15 protein-coding genes are annotated in these 18,757 nt (G+C 71.5%); 5 read left to right on the top strand and 10 right to left on the bottom strand.

All coding sequences use genetic code 11. The features are described from left to right. Nucleotides 1-34 precede the first annotated feature (34 nt). Together ACLF6P_RS23045 and ACLF6P_RS23040 are read left to right on the top strand one after the other, a co-directional pair. Nucleotides 35-808 carry a hypothetical protein gene (locus tag ACLF6P_RS23045; RefSeq protein WP_415952551.1) on the top strand — a complete coding sequence of 258 codons (774 nt, stop codon included), beginning with the start codon at nt 35-37 and terminating at the stop codon, nt 806-808. Between the two features lie 144 nt (nt 809-952). Further along, nucleotides 953-1,732, top strand: a complete 780-nt coding sequence (locus tag ACLF6P_RS23040) for a hypothetical protein (RefSeq protein WP_415952550.1) — start codon at nt 953-955, stop codon at nt 1,730-1,732. A 70-nt stretch (nt 1,733-1,802) separates the two neighbouring features. Here ACLF6P_RS23040 and ACLF6P_RS23035 read toward each other — a convergent pair whose 3' ends face one another. Continuing rightward, on the bottom strand, nt 1,803-2,552 hold the full coding sequence (locus tag ACLF6P_RS23035; protein ID WP_415952549.1) for an N-acetyltransferase: 750 nt from the start codon (nt 2,550-2,552) through the stop codon (nt 1,803-1,805). Nucleotides 2,553-2,607: 55 nt separating this feature from the next. Further along, on the bottom strand, nt 2,608-3,420 hold the full coding sequence (locus ACLF6P_RS23030; protein WP_415952548.1) for an HNH endonuclease family protein: 813 nt from the start codon (nt 3,418-3,420) through the stop codon (nt 2,608-2,610). A gap of 215 nt (nt 3,421-3,635) precedes the next feature. Between ACLF6P_RS23030 and ACLF6P_RS23025 the strand changes: the two genes are divergently transcribed. Beyond that, the gene (locus tag ACLF6P_RS23025) at nt 3,636-3,803 is read left to right on the top strand and encodes an antitoxin (protein ID WP_415952547.1); all 168 of its coding nucleotides are present in this window, start codon (nt 3,636-3,638) and stop codon (nt 3,801-3,803) included. 163 nt (nt 3,804-3,966) lie between these two features. Here ACLF6P_RS23025 and ACLF6P_RS23020 read toward each other — a convergent pair whose 3' ends face one another. The 3 genes from ACLF6P_RS23020 to mfd are packed head-to-tail and all read right to left on the bottom strand — an operon-like array spanning nt 3,967 to nt 8,261. After that, nucleotides 3,967-4,374: a hypothetical protein gene (locus ACLF6P_RS23020; RefSeq protein WP_415952546.1), complete on the bottom strand. Its 408-nt coding sequence runs from the start codon at nt 4,372-4,374 to the stop codon at nt 3,967-3,969. Continuing rightward, entirely contained in the window at nt 4,371-4,670 is a 300-nt protein-coding gene (locus tag ACLF6P_RS23015; protein ID WP_415952545.1) for a hypothetical protein, read from the bottom strand. Before ACLF6P_RS23015 ends, ACLF6P_RS23020 begins: the two co-directional genes overlap by 4 nt. 54 nt (nt 4,671-4,724) lie before the next feature. Further along, on the bottom strand, nt 4,725-8,261 hold the full coding sequence (gene mfd, locus ACLF6P_RS23010) for a transcription-repair coupling factor (protein ID WP_415952544.1): 3,537 nt from the start codon (nt 8,259-8,261) through the stop codon (nt 4,725-4,727). A 213-nt stretch (nt 8,262-8,474) separates the two neighbouring features. Here mfd and ACLF6P_RS23005 point away from each other — a divergent pair, with 213 nt between their 5' ends. Further along, on the top strand, nt 8,475-10,079 hold the full coding sequence (locus ACLF6P_RS23005; RefSeq protein ID WP_415952543.1) for a DUF2079 domain-containing protein: 1,605 nt from the start codon (nt 8,475-8,477) through the stop codon (nt 10,077-10,079). Nucleotides 10,080-10,142: 63 nt separating this feature from the next. On the opposite strand, the gene ACLF6P_RS23000 is transcribed toward ACLF6P_RS23005, so the two are convergent. Together ACLF6P_RS23000 and ACLF6P_RS22995 are read right to left on the bottom strand one after the other, a co-directional pair. Next, nucleotides 10,143-12,716, bottom strand: coding sequence for an ABC transporter permease (locus tag ACLF6P_RS23000; RefSeq protein ID WP_415952542.1), 2,574 nt, complete (start codon nt 12,714-12,716; stop codon nt 10,143-10,145). After that, nucleotides 12,713-13,501, bottom strand: coding sequence for an ABC transporter ATP-binding protein (locus ACLF6P_RS22995; protein ID WP_415952541.1), 789 nt, complete (start codon nt 13,499-13,501; stop codon nt 12,713-12,715). The genes ACLF6P_RS23000 and ACLF6P_RS22995 overlap by 4 nt, the downstream gene beginning before the upstream one ends. Nucleotides 13,502-13,850: 349 nt before the next feature. Between ACLF6P_RS22995 and ACLF6P_RS22990 the strand changes: the two genes are divergently transcribed. Further along, nucleotides 13,851-15,410, top strand: a complete 1,560-nt coding sequence (locus ACLF6P_RS22990) for an MDR family MFS transporter (RefSeq protein ID WP_415952540.1) — start codon at nt 13,851-13,853, stop codon at nt 15,408-15,410. Between the two features lie 63 nt (nt 15,411-15,473). Here the strand turns inward: ACLF6P_RS22990 and ACLF6P_RS22985 are convergent, their stop codons facing one another. The 3 genes from ACLF6P_RS22985 to ACLF6P_RS22975 all read right to left on the bottom strand — a co-directional run. Further along, nucleotides 15,474-15,902, bottom strand: coding sequence for a nuclear transport factor 2 family protein (locus ACLF6P_RS22985; RefSeq protein ID WP_415952539.1), 429 nt, complete (start codon nt 15,900-15,902; stop codon nt 15,474-15,476). Between the two features lie 143 nt (nt 15,903-16,045). Then, the gene (locus ACLF6P_RS22980; RefSeq protein ID WP_415952538.1) at nt 16,046-16,969 is read right to left on the bottom strand and encodes a cellulose-binding protein; all 924 of its coding nucleotides are present in this window, start codon (nt 16,967-16,969) and stop codon (nt 16,046-16,048) included. A gap of 204 nt (nt 16,970-17,173) precedes the next feature. Next, on the bottom strand, nt 17,174-18,757 hold a 1,584-nt coding region (locus ACLF6P_RS22975; RefSeq protein WP_415952537.1), incomplete at its 5' end, for an SUKH-4 family immunity protein.

The raw sequence follows: 18,757 nt of genomic DNA, 5'->3' as shown, positions 1-18,757 counted from the left end.
TCTCTTCTGTCTTTGTGCTCGAAAGGTGCTCCAGATGTCTCAGCAGCAGATGAACGGCCAGTACGACCCGCAGCACGCTGCCCGCCGGCCGCAGGGCAGGCGGAACCCGTCCACGCGGCACCGGATGCTCAGGGCCGTCGGGGCGGTCGTCGCGGTCGCCGCGATCGGCGGGGCGCTCGGGGCCTGCGACGCGGAGGGCTCGGACGGTTCGAAGGACACCGCATCCACCTCGACCGGTGGTTCGGGGGGCAAGGACGGCGGCGACGGCAAGAAGGACGACGGCAAGAAGAAGGAGGACAAGCCCGAGGTCGCCATCAAGGGCGACGGCGACTTCGAGGTCGGCTCCGACGTCAAGCCCGGCACCTACAGGACGACCGGGAACGACGACGGCATGTGCTACTGGGAGCGCCTCAACGACTCCGCGGACGAACTCGAGGCGATCATCGCGAACGACAACGTGACCGGCACCTCGTACGTGACGATCAAGTCCGGCGACAAGCTGTTCAAGTCCGAGAGCTGCAAGGGCTGGACGGCGGTCGACGAGAACGCGAAGGGCGCGCCGAAGGCCACGGAGATAGCCGGCGACGGCGGCATGTTCAAGGTCGGCGTCGACATCGCACCGGGCACGTACAAGTCCGCCGGCAACGAGGACGACCTGTGCTACTGGGAGCGCGCGAAGGACGCCGAGCACGGCATCGACTCGATCGCCGCCAACGACAACGTCAACGGCACGGGCGTGGTCACCGTGACGGCAGACGACGCGTACTTCAAGACCAGCGGCTGCAAGGACTGGAAGAAGACCGGCTGACACCGGAACCCGGCGGGCCGCTCACCGGCGCCCGCACTTCCTCGCGCCCCACCCCCTCACCCCTCCCCCCACTCCCCCGCACGCTCAGCCACTCCCCACTCCCCCGCACGCTCAGCCACGCCACACCCCCTGGAGAGAACCACCATGCGCCGCACCGTCCTCACCACCGCCGGTCTCGCCCTGAGCGCCGCCCTCGCGCTCACGGCCTGCGGCAGCGAAGCCGCGGACAAGCCGTCCGACAAGGGCGCGGACACCAGCAGGAGCACCACGCAGAGCAAGAAGCCCGAACCTTTCGCGGACGCCTCCGGACCGGAGATAGCCGAGCAGGCCATGAAGGCCACGGGCAACGCGAAGTCCCTGCGCATCAAGGGCACCGTGCCCGACGAGGAGATGGGCGCGATCACGCTCGACATGGCGATGGATAGGGGCGGATCCTGCGCGGGCTCGATGTCCGTCGGCGGCGGGGGCCGGGCCGAGATCGTCAACGACGGGAAGACCGTCTACATGAAGTACGACGAGGCGTTCCTGCGGGCCCAGACCAAGGACGAGTCCGAGGCGGAGGTGGACGCCGCCGTCGAGATGCTGGGCGACCGCTGGCTCAAGACCTCCGCGACCGGCGACGGCGCGGAGGACCTGGAGGCCTTCTGCGATCTCGACCAGCTGCTCGCCGAGTTCACGGGCGGGACCTCGTCGGTCGGCAAGGGCGAGCGCACCACGGTCGACGGTCAGGAGGCCATCACGCTGACCGAGAAGAACGGCAAGGACACCTACTCGATGTACGTGGCTACCGAGGGCAAGCCGTACATCCTCCGGGTCACCGACGACGGGGCGGAGGACGGCGAGAACCTGGTCTTCACCGACTACGACAAGCCGGTGGACGCCAAGGCTCCGACGGGGGACGTGCTGGACCTGGACGCCCTGTAGCCGGACCCACGACGGGTGGGGCGGCCTTCGCATGGAGGCCGCCCCACCCGTCAGCACGCGTACGCGGGGCTCAGAGCGCGTGCCGCACCCACACGTTGGGCTCGACGTACACGGCGTAGTCCCGCTCCGGGACGCAGTGCACGGGCACGAGGGCGCCGGGGACTTCGATCTCGCCGGCCTCGTCGAAGGGCTCGCCCGTCCACGCGCGCCACTGGTCCAGCGTGCCGGTGACGCACATCGACGTCGGCGCGACCCGGGCGATCACCCCGCCGGCCCGTACGTGCACCCGCAGCCAGGGGTCGGCGGGCAGGCCGTCCTCCTCGCGCACGCGGAAGGCGTACTCATCGATCGGGGTACGCGGCTCCAGGTGCTTGGCATTGGGCCGCACCGGCGCGACCACCTCGGCAAAGCCGCGGGCGCGGGCGTTGTCCCGCATCGCCCCGAGCATCGTGTACGACAGGCCCCTGCCCTGCTGCCCGTCGGCCACGCTGATCTCGATGGCGCTCACGGTGTCGGGCGTACGACCGTACTTGAGGTCGGAGAACGCCCACTGCAGCACCCTGCCCCAGCCGCCGGCGGGCAGTTCACCACGCGCCGGGATGCCGAGCGCGAAGGGCACGCTCATGGCCTTCGCCACCACGGTGCCGTCCGCGTCGGTGGCGACGAAGGTGTACTCGGGCAGCTCGTCGGCGATCCGCGGGTAGTGGCTCCAGCCGATGAGGTCGTTGCGCACGAACTCGTGCCAGGTCTCCGGCATGGAGTCCATGGCCCCCTTCAGGTGGGGGCGTTCGGCGAGGGTGGAGACCGTGATGTCGCTCATGCGGGCACCGTAGCCGGGGTCCTGAGCTGCGCCAACAGGGTTTTCGCCGCCCGGCTCAGGAGGCGCACTGGTTGAGCATCATCGCCTTGTCCGCGGCCGTGACCGGCAGTTCGTACTTCTCGGCGACCTGGGCGAAGCGGACGGCGTAGGCGCAGCGGACGGCCTTGTTCGGCGGGAGCCAGGAGGCGGGGCCCGAATCGCCCTTGGCGGCGTTGGCGCGTCCCTCGACCGGCAGCAGGTTGAGCGGGTCGTTCGCCAGCCGCCTGCGCTTGTCCTCCGGCCAACGGGCGGCGCCCAACTGCCAGCTGTAGGACAGCGGGACCACATGGTCTATCTGCACCTCGGCGGCCTTCGACTTCTTCCAGGCGATGTCCTTGCCGGTGTACGGGTCGTGGAGGTCCATCGAAACGACCACGCAGTCGGAACCGGACCGGAACTCGACATTGCGCCCGTGGAGTTTCAGCAGGTCGTTCCGGGTGTCACAGCCGTTCCTCGCCAGCGGCACTCCGTCCGCCGTGTCCATCCACGCGTAGCCGAACTCGTCCCTGTCGTAGCCCGTCTTCGGGCCGCGGCCCTTCGTCTCCAGGGCCTCGACGAGACCTCGGGCCCGCTCCCGGTCCTCTTCCGTACGCAGCGGAGCGAGCCCCGGTTCGATCCCTTCGGGATTGTCCAGCGGGCTCACCGCCCGGCCGTCGCCCCCGGCGGGCTCGGCTCCGGTCGCGGTGGGCCCGGCGTCCGGGGACGTGCCGTCCGCGTCGAGGTCCGTACATCCCGCGAGCGGCAGAGCCAGGGACAGCGCGAGGCCCGCGCCCAGCACCCGCCCTACCCGCCGGCCGCTGCTGACAGCCCCTCCCACGGTGCCTCCCATGTCTTGCCTCCACCCTCTGCGTACCCCTCGAAGCCGGGCCCGACCCTACCCGCGGGCCTCCGCGGGGCGGTGCCATCGGTGGGCATGCGCCCGGATGCGGGCGTATCGTCGAAGCCGAGGGGGCGATATGCGGCATATATGACCGCCTTCCCCTCGCCCCCGCCACCGCCCCCGAAGGGAGCCCACGGATGGGTCTCGGCGACAAGATCAATGAGATGAAGGAAAAGTTCGGCGGCCAGGCCGAGGACAAGGCCAAAGAAGCCGTACAGAAGGTCGGCGACGAGGTCGACGAGAAGACCGGCGGCAAGTACTCCGAGCATGTCGACAAGGCCCAGGAGGCCGCGACGGAACAGATCGACAAGCTCGACGGCCGGCAGGACTGATCCCGCCGTCTCCTCCCTGACCCCCTCCGCACACCCCTGAACCACTCCGCAAAACAGCGCCGTCCGCGGTCCAGCACCACCGCGGACGGCGCTCCGCGCGCACCCGCCGCCGCCATGCCCCCCCGGGCCCGTCCGACTTCCCCAGGACCTGTCCCGGATCCGGTCAGACGGCGACGATCTCCCCTTTCCAGCCGACCGTCGCGGCATAGGCGGCGATGTCGTCGGGGTCCGACGTGACGACGAGTCCGGCGTGACACAGAACCGCCGTGACCACGACTAGGGCGTCCACCGCATCCGGCCGCTTCTTCGCGGACAGTTCGACCTGCCCGAGCATCCAGCCGGCGCGACGGTAGTCGTCGACGGTGTAGCCGAGATGAACGCGGCACTGCTTCAGGGACTCCGCGAGCCGGTACTGACGCGCCCCACCCCGCCACACCTGTGTCAGCACGGGACCGGGGACGACCGGATGCACACCGGCCGCCCGCCACACTCCGTGCAGGTAGCGCATATCGGCACTGCCGCGCTCGACGGCGATCAGCGCACCGCTGTCGTAGACAACCTGGGGCGTCATGCCGTGCGGGACTCCCCGCCGAAGAACCGGCCGAGCGCGCCGTCCAGTTCGGCCCTGCGCTCCGGCGACAGCGGCTCGGGGTCGGGCCAGATGGCGGCATCGGCGGCCGCGTGCGCCGCCCGGGTGGCCGCGTCGGCGTCACGGAACATGCGCTCTATGGCTTCGTCCCGTTCCACCGCCCCCAGCACCCTGGCCTCGATGTACGCCGACACGGTCACCTGTGCCCGCTCGGCAGCCCGGCGCAGCCGCTCGGCATCGGCGGGGTCGATGGTGAACGTCACCCGAGTCTTCGCCATGCGACAAAGGTAACACGGCGTATGAACTTCGGGCTCGGCGTCCCGGAATCGTCGTCAGGACCCCAGAACCGTCGTGAGGAACTCACCGGTCCAGGCCAGCAGCTCGCGGCCGAGCAGCGGCTTTCCGCCGACCTTCGCCGTTTTCGGGCGGGGGACCAGGAGCTGGTGGGTGGCCGGCTTGAGGACGGTACCGGGGTAGAGGCGCCTCAGGCGGAGTTCCTGGGATTCGCGAAGCTCCACGGGCCCGAAGCGGATGTTGTTGCCCTGCAGGACGATCTCGCCGACGCCGCAGGCGCGGGCCAGCATCCGCAGGCCCGCGACCAGGAGGAGGTTCTCGACCGGCTCGGGCAGCTTGCCGTAGCGGTCGGTGAGTTCCTCCCGTACCGCCTTGATGTCCTCCTCCGAGTTGGCGGTGGCGATGGAGCGGTAGGCCTGGAGGCGGAGCCGCTCGCCGGGTGCGTAGTCGTGCGGGACGTGGGCGTCGACGGGCAGCTCGATCTTGACTTCGAGGGGGGCCTCCTCCTCGATCTCGCCGGTCTCCAGCTGGCGGCGGTAGTCGGCGACGGCCTCGCCGACCATGCGTACGTAGAGGTCGAAGCCGACGCCCGCGATATGGCCGGACTGTTCGCCGCCGAGCAGATTGCCCGCGCCGCGGATCTCCAGGTCCTTCATCGCCACGTACATGCCCGCGCCCATCTCGGTGTGCTGGGCGATGGTGGCGAGGCGTTCGTGGGCGGTCTCGGTGAGCGGCTTCTCCGGCGGGTACAGGAAGTAGGCGTAACCGCGCTCGCGTCCGCGGCCGACGCGGCCGCGCAGCTGGTGCAGCTGGGAGAGGCCGAAGTTGTCGCCACGCTCGACGATCAGGGTGTTGGCGTTGGAGATGTCGATGCCGGATTCGACGATCGTGGTGGAGACGAGGACGTCGAACTTCTTCTCCCAGAAGTCGACCACGACCTGTTCGAGTGCGGCCTCCGACATCTGCCCGTGCGCGGTGGCGATCCGCGCCTCCGGCACGATGTCGCGCAGCCGGGCGGCCGCGCGGTCGATGGACTCGACGCGGTTGTGGATGTAGAAGACCTGGCCCTCGCGCAGGAGTTCACGCCGGATCGCGGCGCCGATCTGCTTCTCCTCGTACGGTCCGACGAAGGTCAGGACCGGGTGGCGCTCCTCGGGCGGGGTGGTGATCGTGGACATCTCGCGGATGCCGGTGACCGCCATTTCGAGCGTACGGGGGATGGGCGTCGCGGACATGGTGAGCACGTCGACGTTGGCGCGGAGCTTCTTCAGCTGCTCCTTGTGCTCGACACCGAAGCGCTGCTCCTCGTCGACGATGACCAGGCCCAGGTCCTTGAACTTGGTCTCCGAGGAGAAGAGGCGGTGGGTGCCGATGACGACGTCCACCGAACCCTCGCGCAGCCCTTCGAGGGTGGCCTTGGACTCGGTGTCGGTCTGGAAGCGGCTGAGCGCCTTCACACTGACCGGGAACTGCGAGTAGCGCTCGGAGAACGTGCCGAAGTGCTGCTGCACGAGCAGCGTCGTGGGCACGAGGACGGCGACCTGCTTGCCGTCCTGGACGGCCTTGAAGGCGGCCCGTACGGCGATCTCCGTCTTGCCGTAGCCGACGTCGCCGCAGATCAGGCGGTCCATCGGGACCGACTTCTGCATGTCCTCCTTGACCTCGGCGATGGTCGTCAGCTGGTCCGGCGTCTCCGCGTACGGGAAGGCGTCCTCCAGCTCGCGCTGCCAGGGGGTGTCCGGGCCGAAGGTGTGGCCGGGGGCGGCCATGCGGGCGCTGTAGAGCTTGATGAGGTCGGCGGCGATCTCCTTGACGGCCTTCTTGGCGCGCGCCTTCGTCTTCGTCCAGTCCGCGCCGCCGAGCCGGTGCAGGCTCGGGGCCTCGCCGCCGACGTACTTGGTGATCTGCTCCAGCTGGTCGGTGGGGATGTAGAGCCGGTCGCCGGGCTGGCCGCGCTTGGCGGGCGCGTATTCGACGACGAGGTATTCGCGGGTGGCGCCCTGGACGGTGCGCTGCACCATCTCGATGTAGCGGCCGACGCCGTGCTGCTCGTGGACGATGTAGTCGCCCGGCTCCAGGGTCAGCGGGTCGATGGACTTGCGGCGGCGGGCCGGCATCCGGGCGCCGTCCTTGCCGGCGGCCTTCTGGCCGGTCAGGTCCGTCTCGGTGAGGACCGCGAGCTTCAGGCGCGGGTCGACGAAGCCGTAGTCGATGGAACCGCAGGCCACATGCACGAGCGACGGCTGCAGGTCGGCGAGGTCCTTGTCGAGGCGGGCCGCGATGCCCTCGCCCGCGAGCACCTCGGCGGTGCGGGTGGCGGGGCCGTGGGCCTCGGTGACGAAGACCGTGCGCCAGCCGTCGGCGTTCCACTGCTTGGCGTCCGCGAGGGCGCGGGCCGTGTCGCCGCGGTAGGTCTCGGGGGCGTGCATGCCGAGCTTGAGGGTGTCGCCGTCCTCGATCGCCTCGTCGGCGGCGAACGGGGAGAGGGACCACCACATCATGTCCAGCTCACGGGCCCGGTCCCGTACGTCCGCGATGCCCCACAGGGAGGCCGCGCCCACGTCGATCGGGGCCTCGCCGCCGCCCGCCGTGGCGGCCCAGCTCGCCTGCAGGAACTCCTGGCTGGTGGCCACCAGGTCACTGGCGCGGGTGCGGACGCGCTCCGGATCGCAGACGACCGCCATGCTCTGCTCCGGCAGGACGTCGACGAGCAGTTCCATGTCGTCGACGAGCACGGGCGCCAGGGACTCCATGCCCTCGACCGCGATGCCCTCGGCGATCTTGCCGAGCAGTTCGCCGAGCTCCGGGTGCTGCTCGGCCAGCGCGGCGGCCCGCTGCCGTACGTCCTCGGTGAGCAGCAGCTCACGGCAGGGCGGGGCCCACAGGCCGTGCTCGGCGATCTCCAGGGAACGCTGGTCGGCGACCTTGAAGTACCGGATCTCCTCGACGTCGTCGCCCCAGAACTCGATACGGAGCGGATGCTCCTCGGTGGGCGGGAAGACATCGAGGATGCCGCCGCGCACGGCGAACTCGCCGCGCTTCTCGACCAGCTCGACGCGGGCGTAGGCGGCGGCCGCGAGGGCCTCGACGGTCTCGTTCAGATCGGCGCTCTGGCCCTGCCTGAGGCTGACGGGCTCCAGCTCGCCCAGGCCCTTGACCTGCGGCTGCAGTACGGAACGGATCGGGGCGACGAGCACGCTGACCGGCCCGGTCTCCGGGTCGTCGGTGCTGGGGTGGGTGAGCCGGCGGAGCACGGCGAGGCGGCGGCCGACGGTGTCGCTGCGCGGGCTGAGGCGCTCGTGCGGCAGGGTCTCCCAGGACGGGTACTCGGCGATGCCCGCCTCGGGGAGGAGGGAGCGCAGCGCGGCGGCCAGGTCCTCGGCCTCGCGGCCGGTGGCGGTCACGGCGAGGACCGTACGGCCCGTCTCGCGGGCGAGCGCGGCGATCGCGAAGGGGCGGGCGGCGGGCGGGCCGACCAGGTCGACGTGCATCCGGTTGGCGTCCCGCGCGGCCTGTACGGCTTCCACGAGGGCGGTGTCTTCGGCTACGGCGTCGAGCAGACCGTGCAGGCTCATGAAGGGATTCCCGTCCGGGTGGGTCGGTACCTGGGCAACGCGAACACCCGGCTTCGCAGGTGAGCGGCGGCCGGGGACGCGTCCAGGGTACGCCTGCGGGGTGGGGCGTGCTTCCGGGTTACGGGGCGGTGGGCGGGGTGTCCTGCCAGGTGGGCGTGTTCGAATATGCGGGACGAGGGCGGCCGCCCTCGGAGCGCGAACCGGAGGACCCGCATGTGCGCCGCCGCCGTCGACACGTCCGTCAGGGACGCCACGGACGCCACGGACACCGGGAGCGGTGGTGTGCCGCCCTCCGGCCGCCGACGTGTGTCGGCGCCGTTCCGGCGGGCGGCGCACCGGGCCCGCGGCCTGGCCCCCTGGGGGCTCGCCGTGGGCTTCTTCCTCGCCTACACCACCGTGTCCGTGCTGCGCTGGGCGAAGTTCGGGACGAAGTCCTGGGATCTGGGGATCTTCGAACAGGCCATCCGCGGCTACGCGCATCTGCAGGCGCCGATCGCCGATCTGAAGGGTCCGGGCGCGCACATACTCGGTGATCACTTCAGTCCCGTGACCGCGCTGCTCGCCCCCTTGTACCGGCTGTTCCCGGGGCCGGTGACGCTGCTCGTGGCGCAGGCCGCGCTGTTCGCCCTGTCCGTGGTGCCGGTGACACGGGCCGCGGGCCGGCTGCTCGGGCGCGCTGGGGGGCTGTGCCTGGGGCTCGCGTACGGGCTGTCCTGGGGGCTGCAGAAAGCCGTCGACTTCGACTTCCACGAGATCGCCTTCGCGGTGCCGCTGATCGCCTTCTCGCTGGAGGCGCTGCTCGCCCGGCGGTGGCGGGCGGCGCTGGGGTGGGCGCTGCCGCTGGTCCTGGTCAAGGAGGACATGGGTCTGACGCTGACGGCGATCGCCCTGATCGTCGCCTGGCGGGCGCGGCAGGCGGCGCGGGCCCGGGCCGGTGGCGAGGATGCCGGTGACGTGACGCCTGGTGCCGGGGAGTCCGGTGCCGGGGAGTCCGGTGCCGGGGAGTCCGGTGGCGCGCGGGCCGGTGGCGAGGGTTCGGTGGCTCGGTCACGGCGGGCGGTCGCGTATGCCTACGGGGTGGCCGCCTTCGGGGTGATCGCCGCGCTGCTCACGTTCGTATGGATCGTTCCGGCCTTCAACACCGCGGGCGCCTACGAGTACTGGAACCGCGTGGAGAGCGGTGTACCGAACCCCTTCGCCGGCGTCGACGTCAAGCTGCGGACGCTGGCCTGGCTGCTGCTGCCGACCGGCCTGTTCGCGCTGCGCTCCCCCATCGTGCTGGCCGCGCTGCCCACGCTGGGCTGGCGTTTCGTCTCCTCGGACGATTCCTACTGGGGCATCGACTGGCACTACAGCGCCGTCCTCATGCCGATCGTCCTGCTCGCCGCCGTCGACGGGCTCGCCCGGGCCCGGGAGCGGGGTGCACGGTCCCGGCTGCGGGCCTACGCCCGGCAGGTACCGCTGGCCGCGGCGGGCGCGGCGGTGGCGCTCAGCGTCTCGCTGCCGCTGGGGACGCTCACGGAGCCCGCGGTGTACCGGCTGCCCGCGTCCGCGCGTGCGGCCGACGCGCTCCTCGACCGGATCCCCGACGGGGCCACGGTCGAGGCGAACATCGGGCCGATCAGCCGGCTGGCCGGGCGGTGCCGGGTGCTGTGGATCGGCAACTCCCAGGGGGTCGTGCCGGACTACGTGGCACTCGACAACCGCTCCGGCCGCTACGAGGACCCCGAGGCCCACGCCGCCCGCCTCCACCCCGGGGAGCGCTTCTCGGAGCTGGGTTCGGCGGGTGGGTTCGTGGTGCTGCGGCGGGTGGGCTGAGCGGGCAGTGGAGCAGGGGGCAAGGGGCGGAGCCCCTTGCCCCCCCCTGCGGGGCGGGTTCTCCTAGTCCGTCGCGATCGCGTTCAGCACGTTCATCCTCCCGGCGCGGAACGCCGGGATGAGCGCCGCGAGCAGGCCCACGAAGGCCGAGCCGATGAAGACCGTGATGATCGTGGACCAGGGGATCTGGAGGACCTCCAGGCCTTCCAGGGCGAGCAGCCGCTGGGCCGTCGCGCCCCAGCCCATGCCCAGGCCGAGGCCAAGCAGGGCGCCGAAGAGGGCGATCACCACGGATTCGAGGCGGATCATGCGGCGCAGCTGGCGGCGGGACATGCCGATCGCCCGCATCAGGCCGATCTCCCGGGTGCGCTCCACCACCGACAGGGCCAGGGTGTTCACGACGCCGAGTACCGCGACGATGATCGCGAGGGCGAGCAGCCCGTAGACCATGTTGAGCAGCTGGCCGACCTGGTCCTTCAGTTCCTCCTTGAAGTCGGTCTGGTCGCGGACCTGGTACTGCGGGTACTCCTTCAGCGTGTCCTTGAGTGCCGCGTACGCGGCCTCCGCCTTCCCGTCCTCCGCCTTGGCGAACATGATCGTGTTCGGCGGTATCGCATCGGCCGGCAGGTACTTCTCCAGCGTCGCGATGGACAGGTAGCGCGCACCCTGGTCGATGGTCACATCGTCGTCGGTGATCGCGCCGACCTCGAGCTTCGCCGTCTCGCCGCCCTTGAAGGCGACGGTGAGGGTGTCGCCGAGCTTGATCCCGTTGTCCTTCGCGTACTCGGTGCCGACCGACATGGAGTCCGTGGCGTACGCGTCCTCGATCGCACCGGCCGTGGTCTCGCGGCGCAGGTCGCTCACGTAGCTGGGGTCGGCCGCGGTGACCTGGGTGTTCTTCTCCACCTTGCCGTTGGGTGCCGTGAGGGTGGCTTCGGCGAGCTTGTAGCGGGTGACGTGCTCCAGGTCCGGGCTGTTGCCGATGGCCTGCTCGGCCTGCGGCACGATGCGCTGGCGGCCCTGGATGATGAAGTCGGCGCCGACCGACCTGTCGAGCTCGTCGGTGGCGGAGGCCACCATCGAGGAGCCGACCACGGACAGGCAGGCGACCAGTGCGAGGCCGATCATCAGGGCAGCTCCGGTGGCCCCGGTGCGGCGCGGGTTGCGCAGTGCGTTGCGCTCGGCCATCCGTCCGACGGGGCCGAAGAGCCGCAGCACGAGGGCGCTGATGACCCGGACGACCACACCGGCGAGCACCGGACCGATGATCACGAAGCCGATGAGGCTGAGAACCACACCGCCGCCGAGCCACTTCGAACCCTCGCCGGCCGAGTCGGCGGTGGCGGCCATGACGAGGGCGAGGACGCCCGTGCCGGTCAGGGCGAGGCCGATGAGGGCACGGACGAGTCCGGCCTTGCCGTCCGCGGGGGTTCCGGCATCGCGCAGTGCGGCCATCGGGGAGACCTTGCCGGCCCGGCGGGCGGGCAGGTAGGCGGCGAGGACGGTGACGACGATGCCGAGGAACAGGCCGACCGCCGGGGTCGTCCACTTCACCGTCAGATCGTCGGTGGAGAGGTTCATGCCCATGGAGGACATGAGCTGCATCAGGCCGATCGCGAGGCCGAGGCCCGCGCCGACGCCGAGGACGGAGCCGATCACGCCGAGCAGGGTGGCCTCGACGAGCACGGAGCGGTTGACCTGGCCCTGCGAGGAGCCGATGGCGCGCATCAGGCCGATCTCGCGGGTGCGCTGGGCGACCAGCATCGAGAAGGTGTTGATGATCAGGAAGATGCCGACGAGGAAGGCGATCCCGGCGAAGCCGAGCATGGCGTACTTGATGATGTCCATGAACTCGCCGACGTCCTCGCGGTTCTCGTCGGCGGTCTCCGTCTGCGTCTGCAGCTTGTAGGTGCCGGCGCCGAGCTCGTCGGCGACGTTCTTCTTCAGCTGGGTGTGACTGACGCCGGATTCGGCGGCGACGGCGATCTGGCTGAACGCGTCGGTCCCGCCGAGGAGCTGCCGCTGTGCGGTGGGGGTGTCGAGGTAGAAGACGGCGGCGCCGGGGTTGGTGACCTCGAAGGAGGCGATGCCGCTGATCTTCGCGGTGAAGTCGCCGCTGACGCTGATGGTGCGCAGTTCGTCGCCGAGCTTCAGGCCGTGCTTGTCGGCGGTGTCGGCGTCGACCATCACCTCGGTGGGACCACGGGGCGAGTGGCCCTCGGTGATCTTCATGGTGCGGGCGTCGGTCTCGGTCCAGTTGGCGACGATGGTCGGGGCTCCGCTGGTGGGGCCCAGGTTCTCGTTCTCGGCGTCGACCACGGTCACGTCCATCGAACTGACCATGCCCTCGGCGGACTCGACGCCTTCGGCCCGCTTGACCCGGTCGAGCACGGAGGCCGGGAGGGCCTCGGGCTTCCCGGACTGCGGGGCCTCGTCGTCGGCGCGCGCGGACTTGGGGCTGACGGAGACATCGGGCGAGGTGGCCGCGAAGAGCTTGTCGAAGGTCGTGTTCATGGTGTCGGTGAACACGAGCGTGCCGCAGACGAAGGCGACGGAGAGCAGGACCGCGATCGCGGAGAGCGCCATCCGGCCCTTGTGCGCGAAGAAGTTGCGCATCGAGGTCTTGAGTACGGTCACGACGTACGCCCCCGGGCGTCGAAGTCCTTCATCCGGTCGAGGACCTGCTCGGCGGTGGGGCGGCTCATCTCGTCGACGATCCGGCCGTCCGCGAGATACAGCACCCGGTCCGCGTACGAGGCGGCGACCGGGTCATGGGTGACCATCACGATGGTCTGCCCCAGTTCCGTCACCGAGCGGCGCAGGAAGCCGAGCACCTCGGCGCCCGCCCGCGAGTCGAGGTTTCCGGTCGGCTCGTCGCCGAAGATGATCTCCGGCCGTGCGGCCAGGGCGCGGGCGACCGCCACGCGCTGCTGCTGGCCGCCGGAGAGCTGGCCCGGCCGGTGCCGCAGCCGCTCGGCCAGGCCCACCGTCTCCACGACGCGCTGCAGCCACTCCTTGTCGGGCTTGCGGCCCGCGATGTCCATGGGCAGCGTGATGTTCTCGATCGCGTTCAGCGTCGGCAGCAGGTTGAACGCCTGGAAGATGAAGCCGATCCGGTCGCGGCGCAGCCGGGTGAGTTTCTTGTCCTTCAGGCCGGTTATCTCGGTTTCGTCGAGGAAGATCTGCCCGGCGGTCACCGTGTCGAGGCCGGCGAGGCAGTGCATCAGCGTCGACTTGCCGGAGCCCGAGGGCCCCATGATCGCGGTGAACTGCCCGCGGGCGATGTCCACATCGACATGGTCGAGGGCGACGACCCGGGTCTCCCCGCTGCCGTACGCCTTCACGACCTGCCGCGCCCGGGCGGCCACAGCCGTACGCCCTCCAGTCACCCCGGTCCCCGGGGTGGTCACAGCCGTAGTCACGTGAAGTCTCCTTGGTAAGAGCAGCGGTTGGCGGAATTCAGTGGCTCAAGTCTGCTGGGAGGAGGGGTCGTCCACGATGAGGTACAGCGCAGTCTTCGACCTGGGGCAAACCCCACCCCGGCCTTGAAGTCCCCCTCAGCACCGGCCTGTGAACAGGCTAGAAGCGCGGGCGGCGCGGCTCGTCCTTCACGAGGACGAAGCCACCCCGAGCCGTAGTGCGGACCCACCCCTAGGGGCTCTCCACCTCCCGGTGGAGAGCGGCTCAGGGCCGGTCCACCCTTCGTCGCGCCCGGCCTCCACCCTCCCCAGTGCAAGGAGCAGATGAGAGGGTGTCCCCCGACAGAAATAGATGCACGGGGAAAGGATCTTCGTGGGCGGCACCGGAGACAGCGTCACGGGCGGCACAGCCGCCCCGCGGCGGCGCACCACCGTGGTCGCCGCCCTGATGCTGGCCATGACGCTGGCCTCCCTGGAGGCCACGATCATCGCGACGGCCGTCCCGCAGATCGTCGCCGACCTCGGCGGCTTCTCCGTCTTCTCCTGGCTGTTCTCCGGCTATCTGCTCGCGGTCACCGTCACCCTGCCCGTCTACGGCAAACTCTCCGACACCTTCGGCCGCAAGCCCGTCCTGCTCACCGGCATGAGCCTCTTCCTGGCCGGCTCACTGCTGTGCGCCACGGCCTGGAACATGGCCGCCCTGATCGCCTTCCGCATCCTGCAGGGCCTGGGAGGCGGCGCCATCCAGGGCACCGTCCAGACCCTCGCCGCCGACCTGTACCCGCTCGCGCAACGCCCCAAAATCCAGGCCAGGTTGTCCGCGGTCTGGGCCCTGTCCTCGATCGCGGGCCCGGCGATCGGCGGCCTGCTCGTGGCGTACGCGCACTGGCGCTGGATCTTCCTGGTGAACCTGCCGGTGGGCGTGGTCGCCGTGTGGCTCGTCGCCCGCCATCTGCAAGAGCCCGTACGCGAGAAGGGGCCGCGCCGCCGGATCGACTGGCCGGGCGCGCTCGCCGTCTTCGCCTCCGGCGGTGTGCTGCTCACCGCGCTCGTGCAGGGCGGGGTGGCCTGGCCCTGGCTGTCCGCACCCTCGCTCGCGCTGTTCGCGACGGCGGCCGCGCTGCTCGCGGCGACCGTGCTCGTGGAACGCCGCGCCGCCGAGCCGATCATCCCGGGCTGGGTGTGGCGGCGCCGCACCATCGCCGCGGTCAACCTGGGCCTGGGAGCGTTGGGCCTGGTGATGGTCGCGCCGACCGTCTTCATGCCCACGTACGCCCAGTCGGTGCTCTCGCTCTCCCCCACCGAGGCAGGCTTCGTGCTCTCGGCGATGATCCTGAGCTGGCCGCTCTCGGCGGCGCTGAGCCAGCACCTCTATACGCGGATCGGTTTCCGCAACACCGCCCTGATCGGCATCACGGGCGCAGCCCTCGTCCTGGGCTCCTTCCCACTGCTGCCGTACCCGGGCTCGCCCTGGCAGCCCGCGTTGCTCATGCTGCTGCTCGGCGCGGCACTCGGCCAGGTCCAGCTGCCGCTGATGGTGGGCGTGCAGTCGACGGTCGGCTGGGCCGAGCGCGGCACGACCACCGCATCGGTCCTGTTCTGCCGTCAGATCGGGCAGACCCTCGGCGCGGCGGCCTTCGGCGCGGTGGCCAACGGGGTGATCGCCGGACGCCTGGGCGCGGACACCGATCTGGACACGGTGGCCCGTACGCCCGGCGATGAGACGGTCCGCCGCGCGGTCGACGCCGCCGTGGAATGGGTCCACGTCGGCGCCGCCGCCGCGGCGGTCCTCACCCTCCTGGTGCTGCTCTTCCTGGCACCGCGCCGCTTCCCGGTGCTGCGCCAGGAGGAGTCGCCGGCGCAGGACGAGCCGGGAGAGCTGGGAGTCCAGGGCGAGGGCACCCGCACGTGATGCCCCCGCCCGTCGGCCTCCCGCGTCTCCTGGAGGTTGTCGCCTCCTAGAGGTTGTCGCCTCCTAGAGGTTGTCGCCCCAGCCGCCCTGGATCATGGTCTGGAACGCCCACTCGCCGTTCCGCCTGAGCAGGATGTCGGCGTACCGCAGCTGCTGGGTGTGACCGTCCATGGTCATGGCCGAGTCCGTGAAGACCACGGCCATCGAGGAGGACAGGAACACCGGAGTCCGGGTGGACTCGAAGGTGATGTCCTGGCTCCCGTCACCCATCACCTGGGTCATGGTCGCGACGAACTGCTCGCGGCTCCACTGCGCCGACCGGCCGTCGCCCGCCGAGTCGTCACTGACGAGGTTCAGCGGGAAGACCGCCATGTCCGCCATGCGCTCGATGTCCCGCTTGCCGCTCGCCTCGTCGTACCGGGCGAACCAGGCGTCGAGGCTTTCGCGGTCTTCGGTGGTGGGGGTGTATCCGGTGTCGGGCAGGTAGGTCATGCAGTCTCCCTCGGTTTCGACTTCGGGTGCGGCTTCGGGTGCGGCTTCAGCCGCAGAGCCGCTAGTCAAGTTTGTCTAGCGGGTCACGCAAGAGAAGCTATACCGCCCGACGCGACTAGTCAAACTTGATTAACGAAGATTTCTCAGGAATCCGCCCCGGACGCCGGCCCCGGCACAGTCCCCGACCCCGGCCCGTCCGGCTCCCGCCCCGCCACACCCAACGACGTGAGGCTGGAGCGGACATGCTCCATGTGCGCCCGCAGCCCCTCGGCCCGGTCCGCGTGCTCCCGCCGCAGCCGCTCCGACTCGCGCTCGATCCGCTCGGCCCGCACCCGCGCCCCGGCAAGCACCTCCTCGGCGCTCGCCGCGGCCTCCTCCGCGCCGCGCCGCGCGGCCTCCTCGGCCTCGGCGAGCTCCCGCCGGGCCGCCGCAAGTCCCGCCTCGGCCTGCGCCGTCAGCTCCGCATGCCGCGCCTGAAGCGCCTCGGCCTGCGCGGCGGACGCCTCCTCCGCGGCCTCCCACGCCTCGGCCTGCTCCTTGCCGAGATCGGTGAGCATCGCCTCCGTACGCACCCGCATGTCCCGCAGCACGCCCAGCGACGCACCGCGCTGCTCCTTTACGTAGCGGCGTGCGGAGACCCGCTCCTCGTCGGCGGCGGCCCGCGCGGCACCCATCACCCGGCCCGCCCGTTCCTCGGCGGCGCCGCGCACCTCGTCGGCGGCGGTACGGGCGGCCTCCCGCACCTCGCGTTCATGGGCGTCGGCCTCGTCGGCGAGGCGCTGCGCCTGATGCCGCGCGTCCTCGCGCAGGGCGGCGCACTCCTCCTCGGCGGTCGCGAGGATCAGCAGCGCCCGCTCGCCGAGCACCTCGTACGTCTGCGGCTTGAGCCCCGCCACCTTCTCGCGCAGGCGTACGGCCTCGGCCTCCATGTCCTTGGCGAGCACGGTCAGCCGCGCGGCCCGCTCCCAGGCCTCGTCCCGGTCGCGCGAGAGCCGCCGCACGGCGCCGTCGACCTGCTCGGGACGGTAGCCCCGCCCGCGTACGGTGCTGAATTCCGAGCCGCTCATCCTGCTACCCCTCACATGCCGCCAACGGACCCGGCGCACATCCTGACGGACCGCCCCGAACACCCCATAATGCGACACTCCGCACACCCTTCCGAAATCCGGGTGCGGGTACGGAGTCAGGCCGAGGCATGCGAAAGGGGCCGCTCCTCTCGTACGGCGCCGATCAGCGTCGTACGAGAGGAGCGGCCCCTCCCGGGGAACGGGTCAGAGCAACCCGTCCCACATCTGCTCGAGCAGCACCGACCACCAGGTCTCCGGCGACGACAGCGCCGCCGGGTCGAGGGCCGCGAGCTGGGACTGGAAGTCGACCGTCCAGCGGCCCGCCTGCTCCTGGTTGAGGCCGAAGCGAAGCCGCCACATGCGGCCCAGCATGGCCAGGCAGCGGACGAACTCCGGCAGCGAGGAGTTCACGAACTGCGGCGGTACGGGCGCTCCGCCCGGACCCGCCTCGACGGGCACCGCGACGATGTGCGCCGTGCCGTACTGGACACAGATCGCGCGCCCGAAGTCGCTGCCCATGACGAGGTACGAGCCCGCGTCGGAAGCCGGCTGCACCCCCCGCTCCTGCGCCAGCTCGGCGAGCGTCGGCACCGGGCGGCCCGGCTGGGCCTGCGCCCAGAAGAACGGGTTGAAGTCCACCGGCAGACCGGCCCACATGAGCGTCTGCGCGACGACCTCAGGCACCCCCTGCCGGGAGACCGCACGCTGGTCGAAGCGGAACACACCCTGCGGCCCGAACGCCCCGGCCAGCTCCTGCGCCACCGCCTCCGGACCGACCGGCGGCGCGGGCTGCACCGGCTGCAGCGGCACCCGGACCGGCGCCGGACGCGCCGGACCGTCGGCGACCTGGTGCAGCTCGCCCTGGTGCGAAAGGAGCTGCTGCATGCCCTGCTGGCGCGAGGCGTGGTCGGTGCCGTACGGGGCGACCGTGGTGATCCGCGCCTGCGGCCACTGCTCCTTGATCATGCGAGCGCAGTAGGCACCCGGCAGATCGCAGGACTCCAGCTCGGTGTGGATCTCCAGGACCTGGTCCGCGGGCACGTTCATGCCGCGCAGCTCGTGGAAGATCTGCCACTCCGGGTGCGGAGTACCGGGCGCCGAGCGGCGGATCAGCTGCTGCTGGCTGCCGTCGGGCGCGCGGTAGCTGAGCACGACCTGGTAGCCGGGGCCGACAACCGGCTGCCCGGCGGGCGGCTGCGGATAGCCGTACGAGAGCTGCGCACCGCCGGCCGGCGGCTGCGGCGCACCCGGGGGCGCACCGGGAGGGCCGGGCGGCGCGGGCGTGCTCGGGCCGCCCGCGCCCGGGGCCAGCATCGTCGCGGCCTGGTGGGCCCCGCCGGCGGGCGGGGTGCCCGGAGCGCCGGGAACGCCGGGGGCACCCGGCGGACCGGGGGGCTGGGGCGCGCCGGGAGCACCCGGGGCGCCGGGCGGGCCGGGCGGCTGCGGTGCGCCGGGGCCGCTCGGGTCGGCGAACATCGTGGCCGCGTGGTGCACACCGCCGGGCGGAGTGCCCGGGGCGCCGGGCGGACCGGGCGGCTGCGGCGCACCAGGCGGGCCGGGCGGCTGGGGTGCACCGGCGCCCGGGGTGCCGGGGGCACCGGGCGGGCCCGGGGGCTGGGGTGCGGCCGGACCGCTCGGGTCCGGCGCGGCCAGCATCGTCGCCGCGTGGTGCACGCCACCGCCCTGACTGCCGCCCGCGGGCGGGGCGGGCGGGGCGGGCGGCTCCGGCCCGTCGGGGCCGAGCGAGGACACCAGCTGCGTCGGTACGTACGCGTTACCCGCGCCCGG

Origin of the sequence: Streptomyces lothianensis, from assembly GCF_047779955.1 — a bacterium.
In the GTDB taxonomy this organism is placed as follows: domain Bacteria; phylum Actinomycetota; class Actinomycetes; order Streptomycetales; family Streptomycetaceae; genus Streptomyces.
This window is presented reverse-complemented; position numbering and strand designations above follow the sequence as displayed.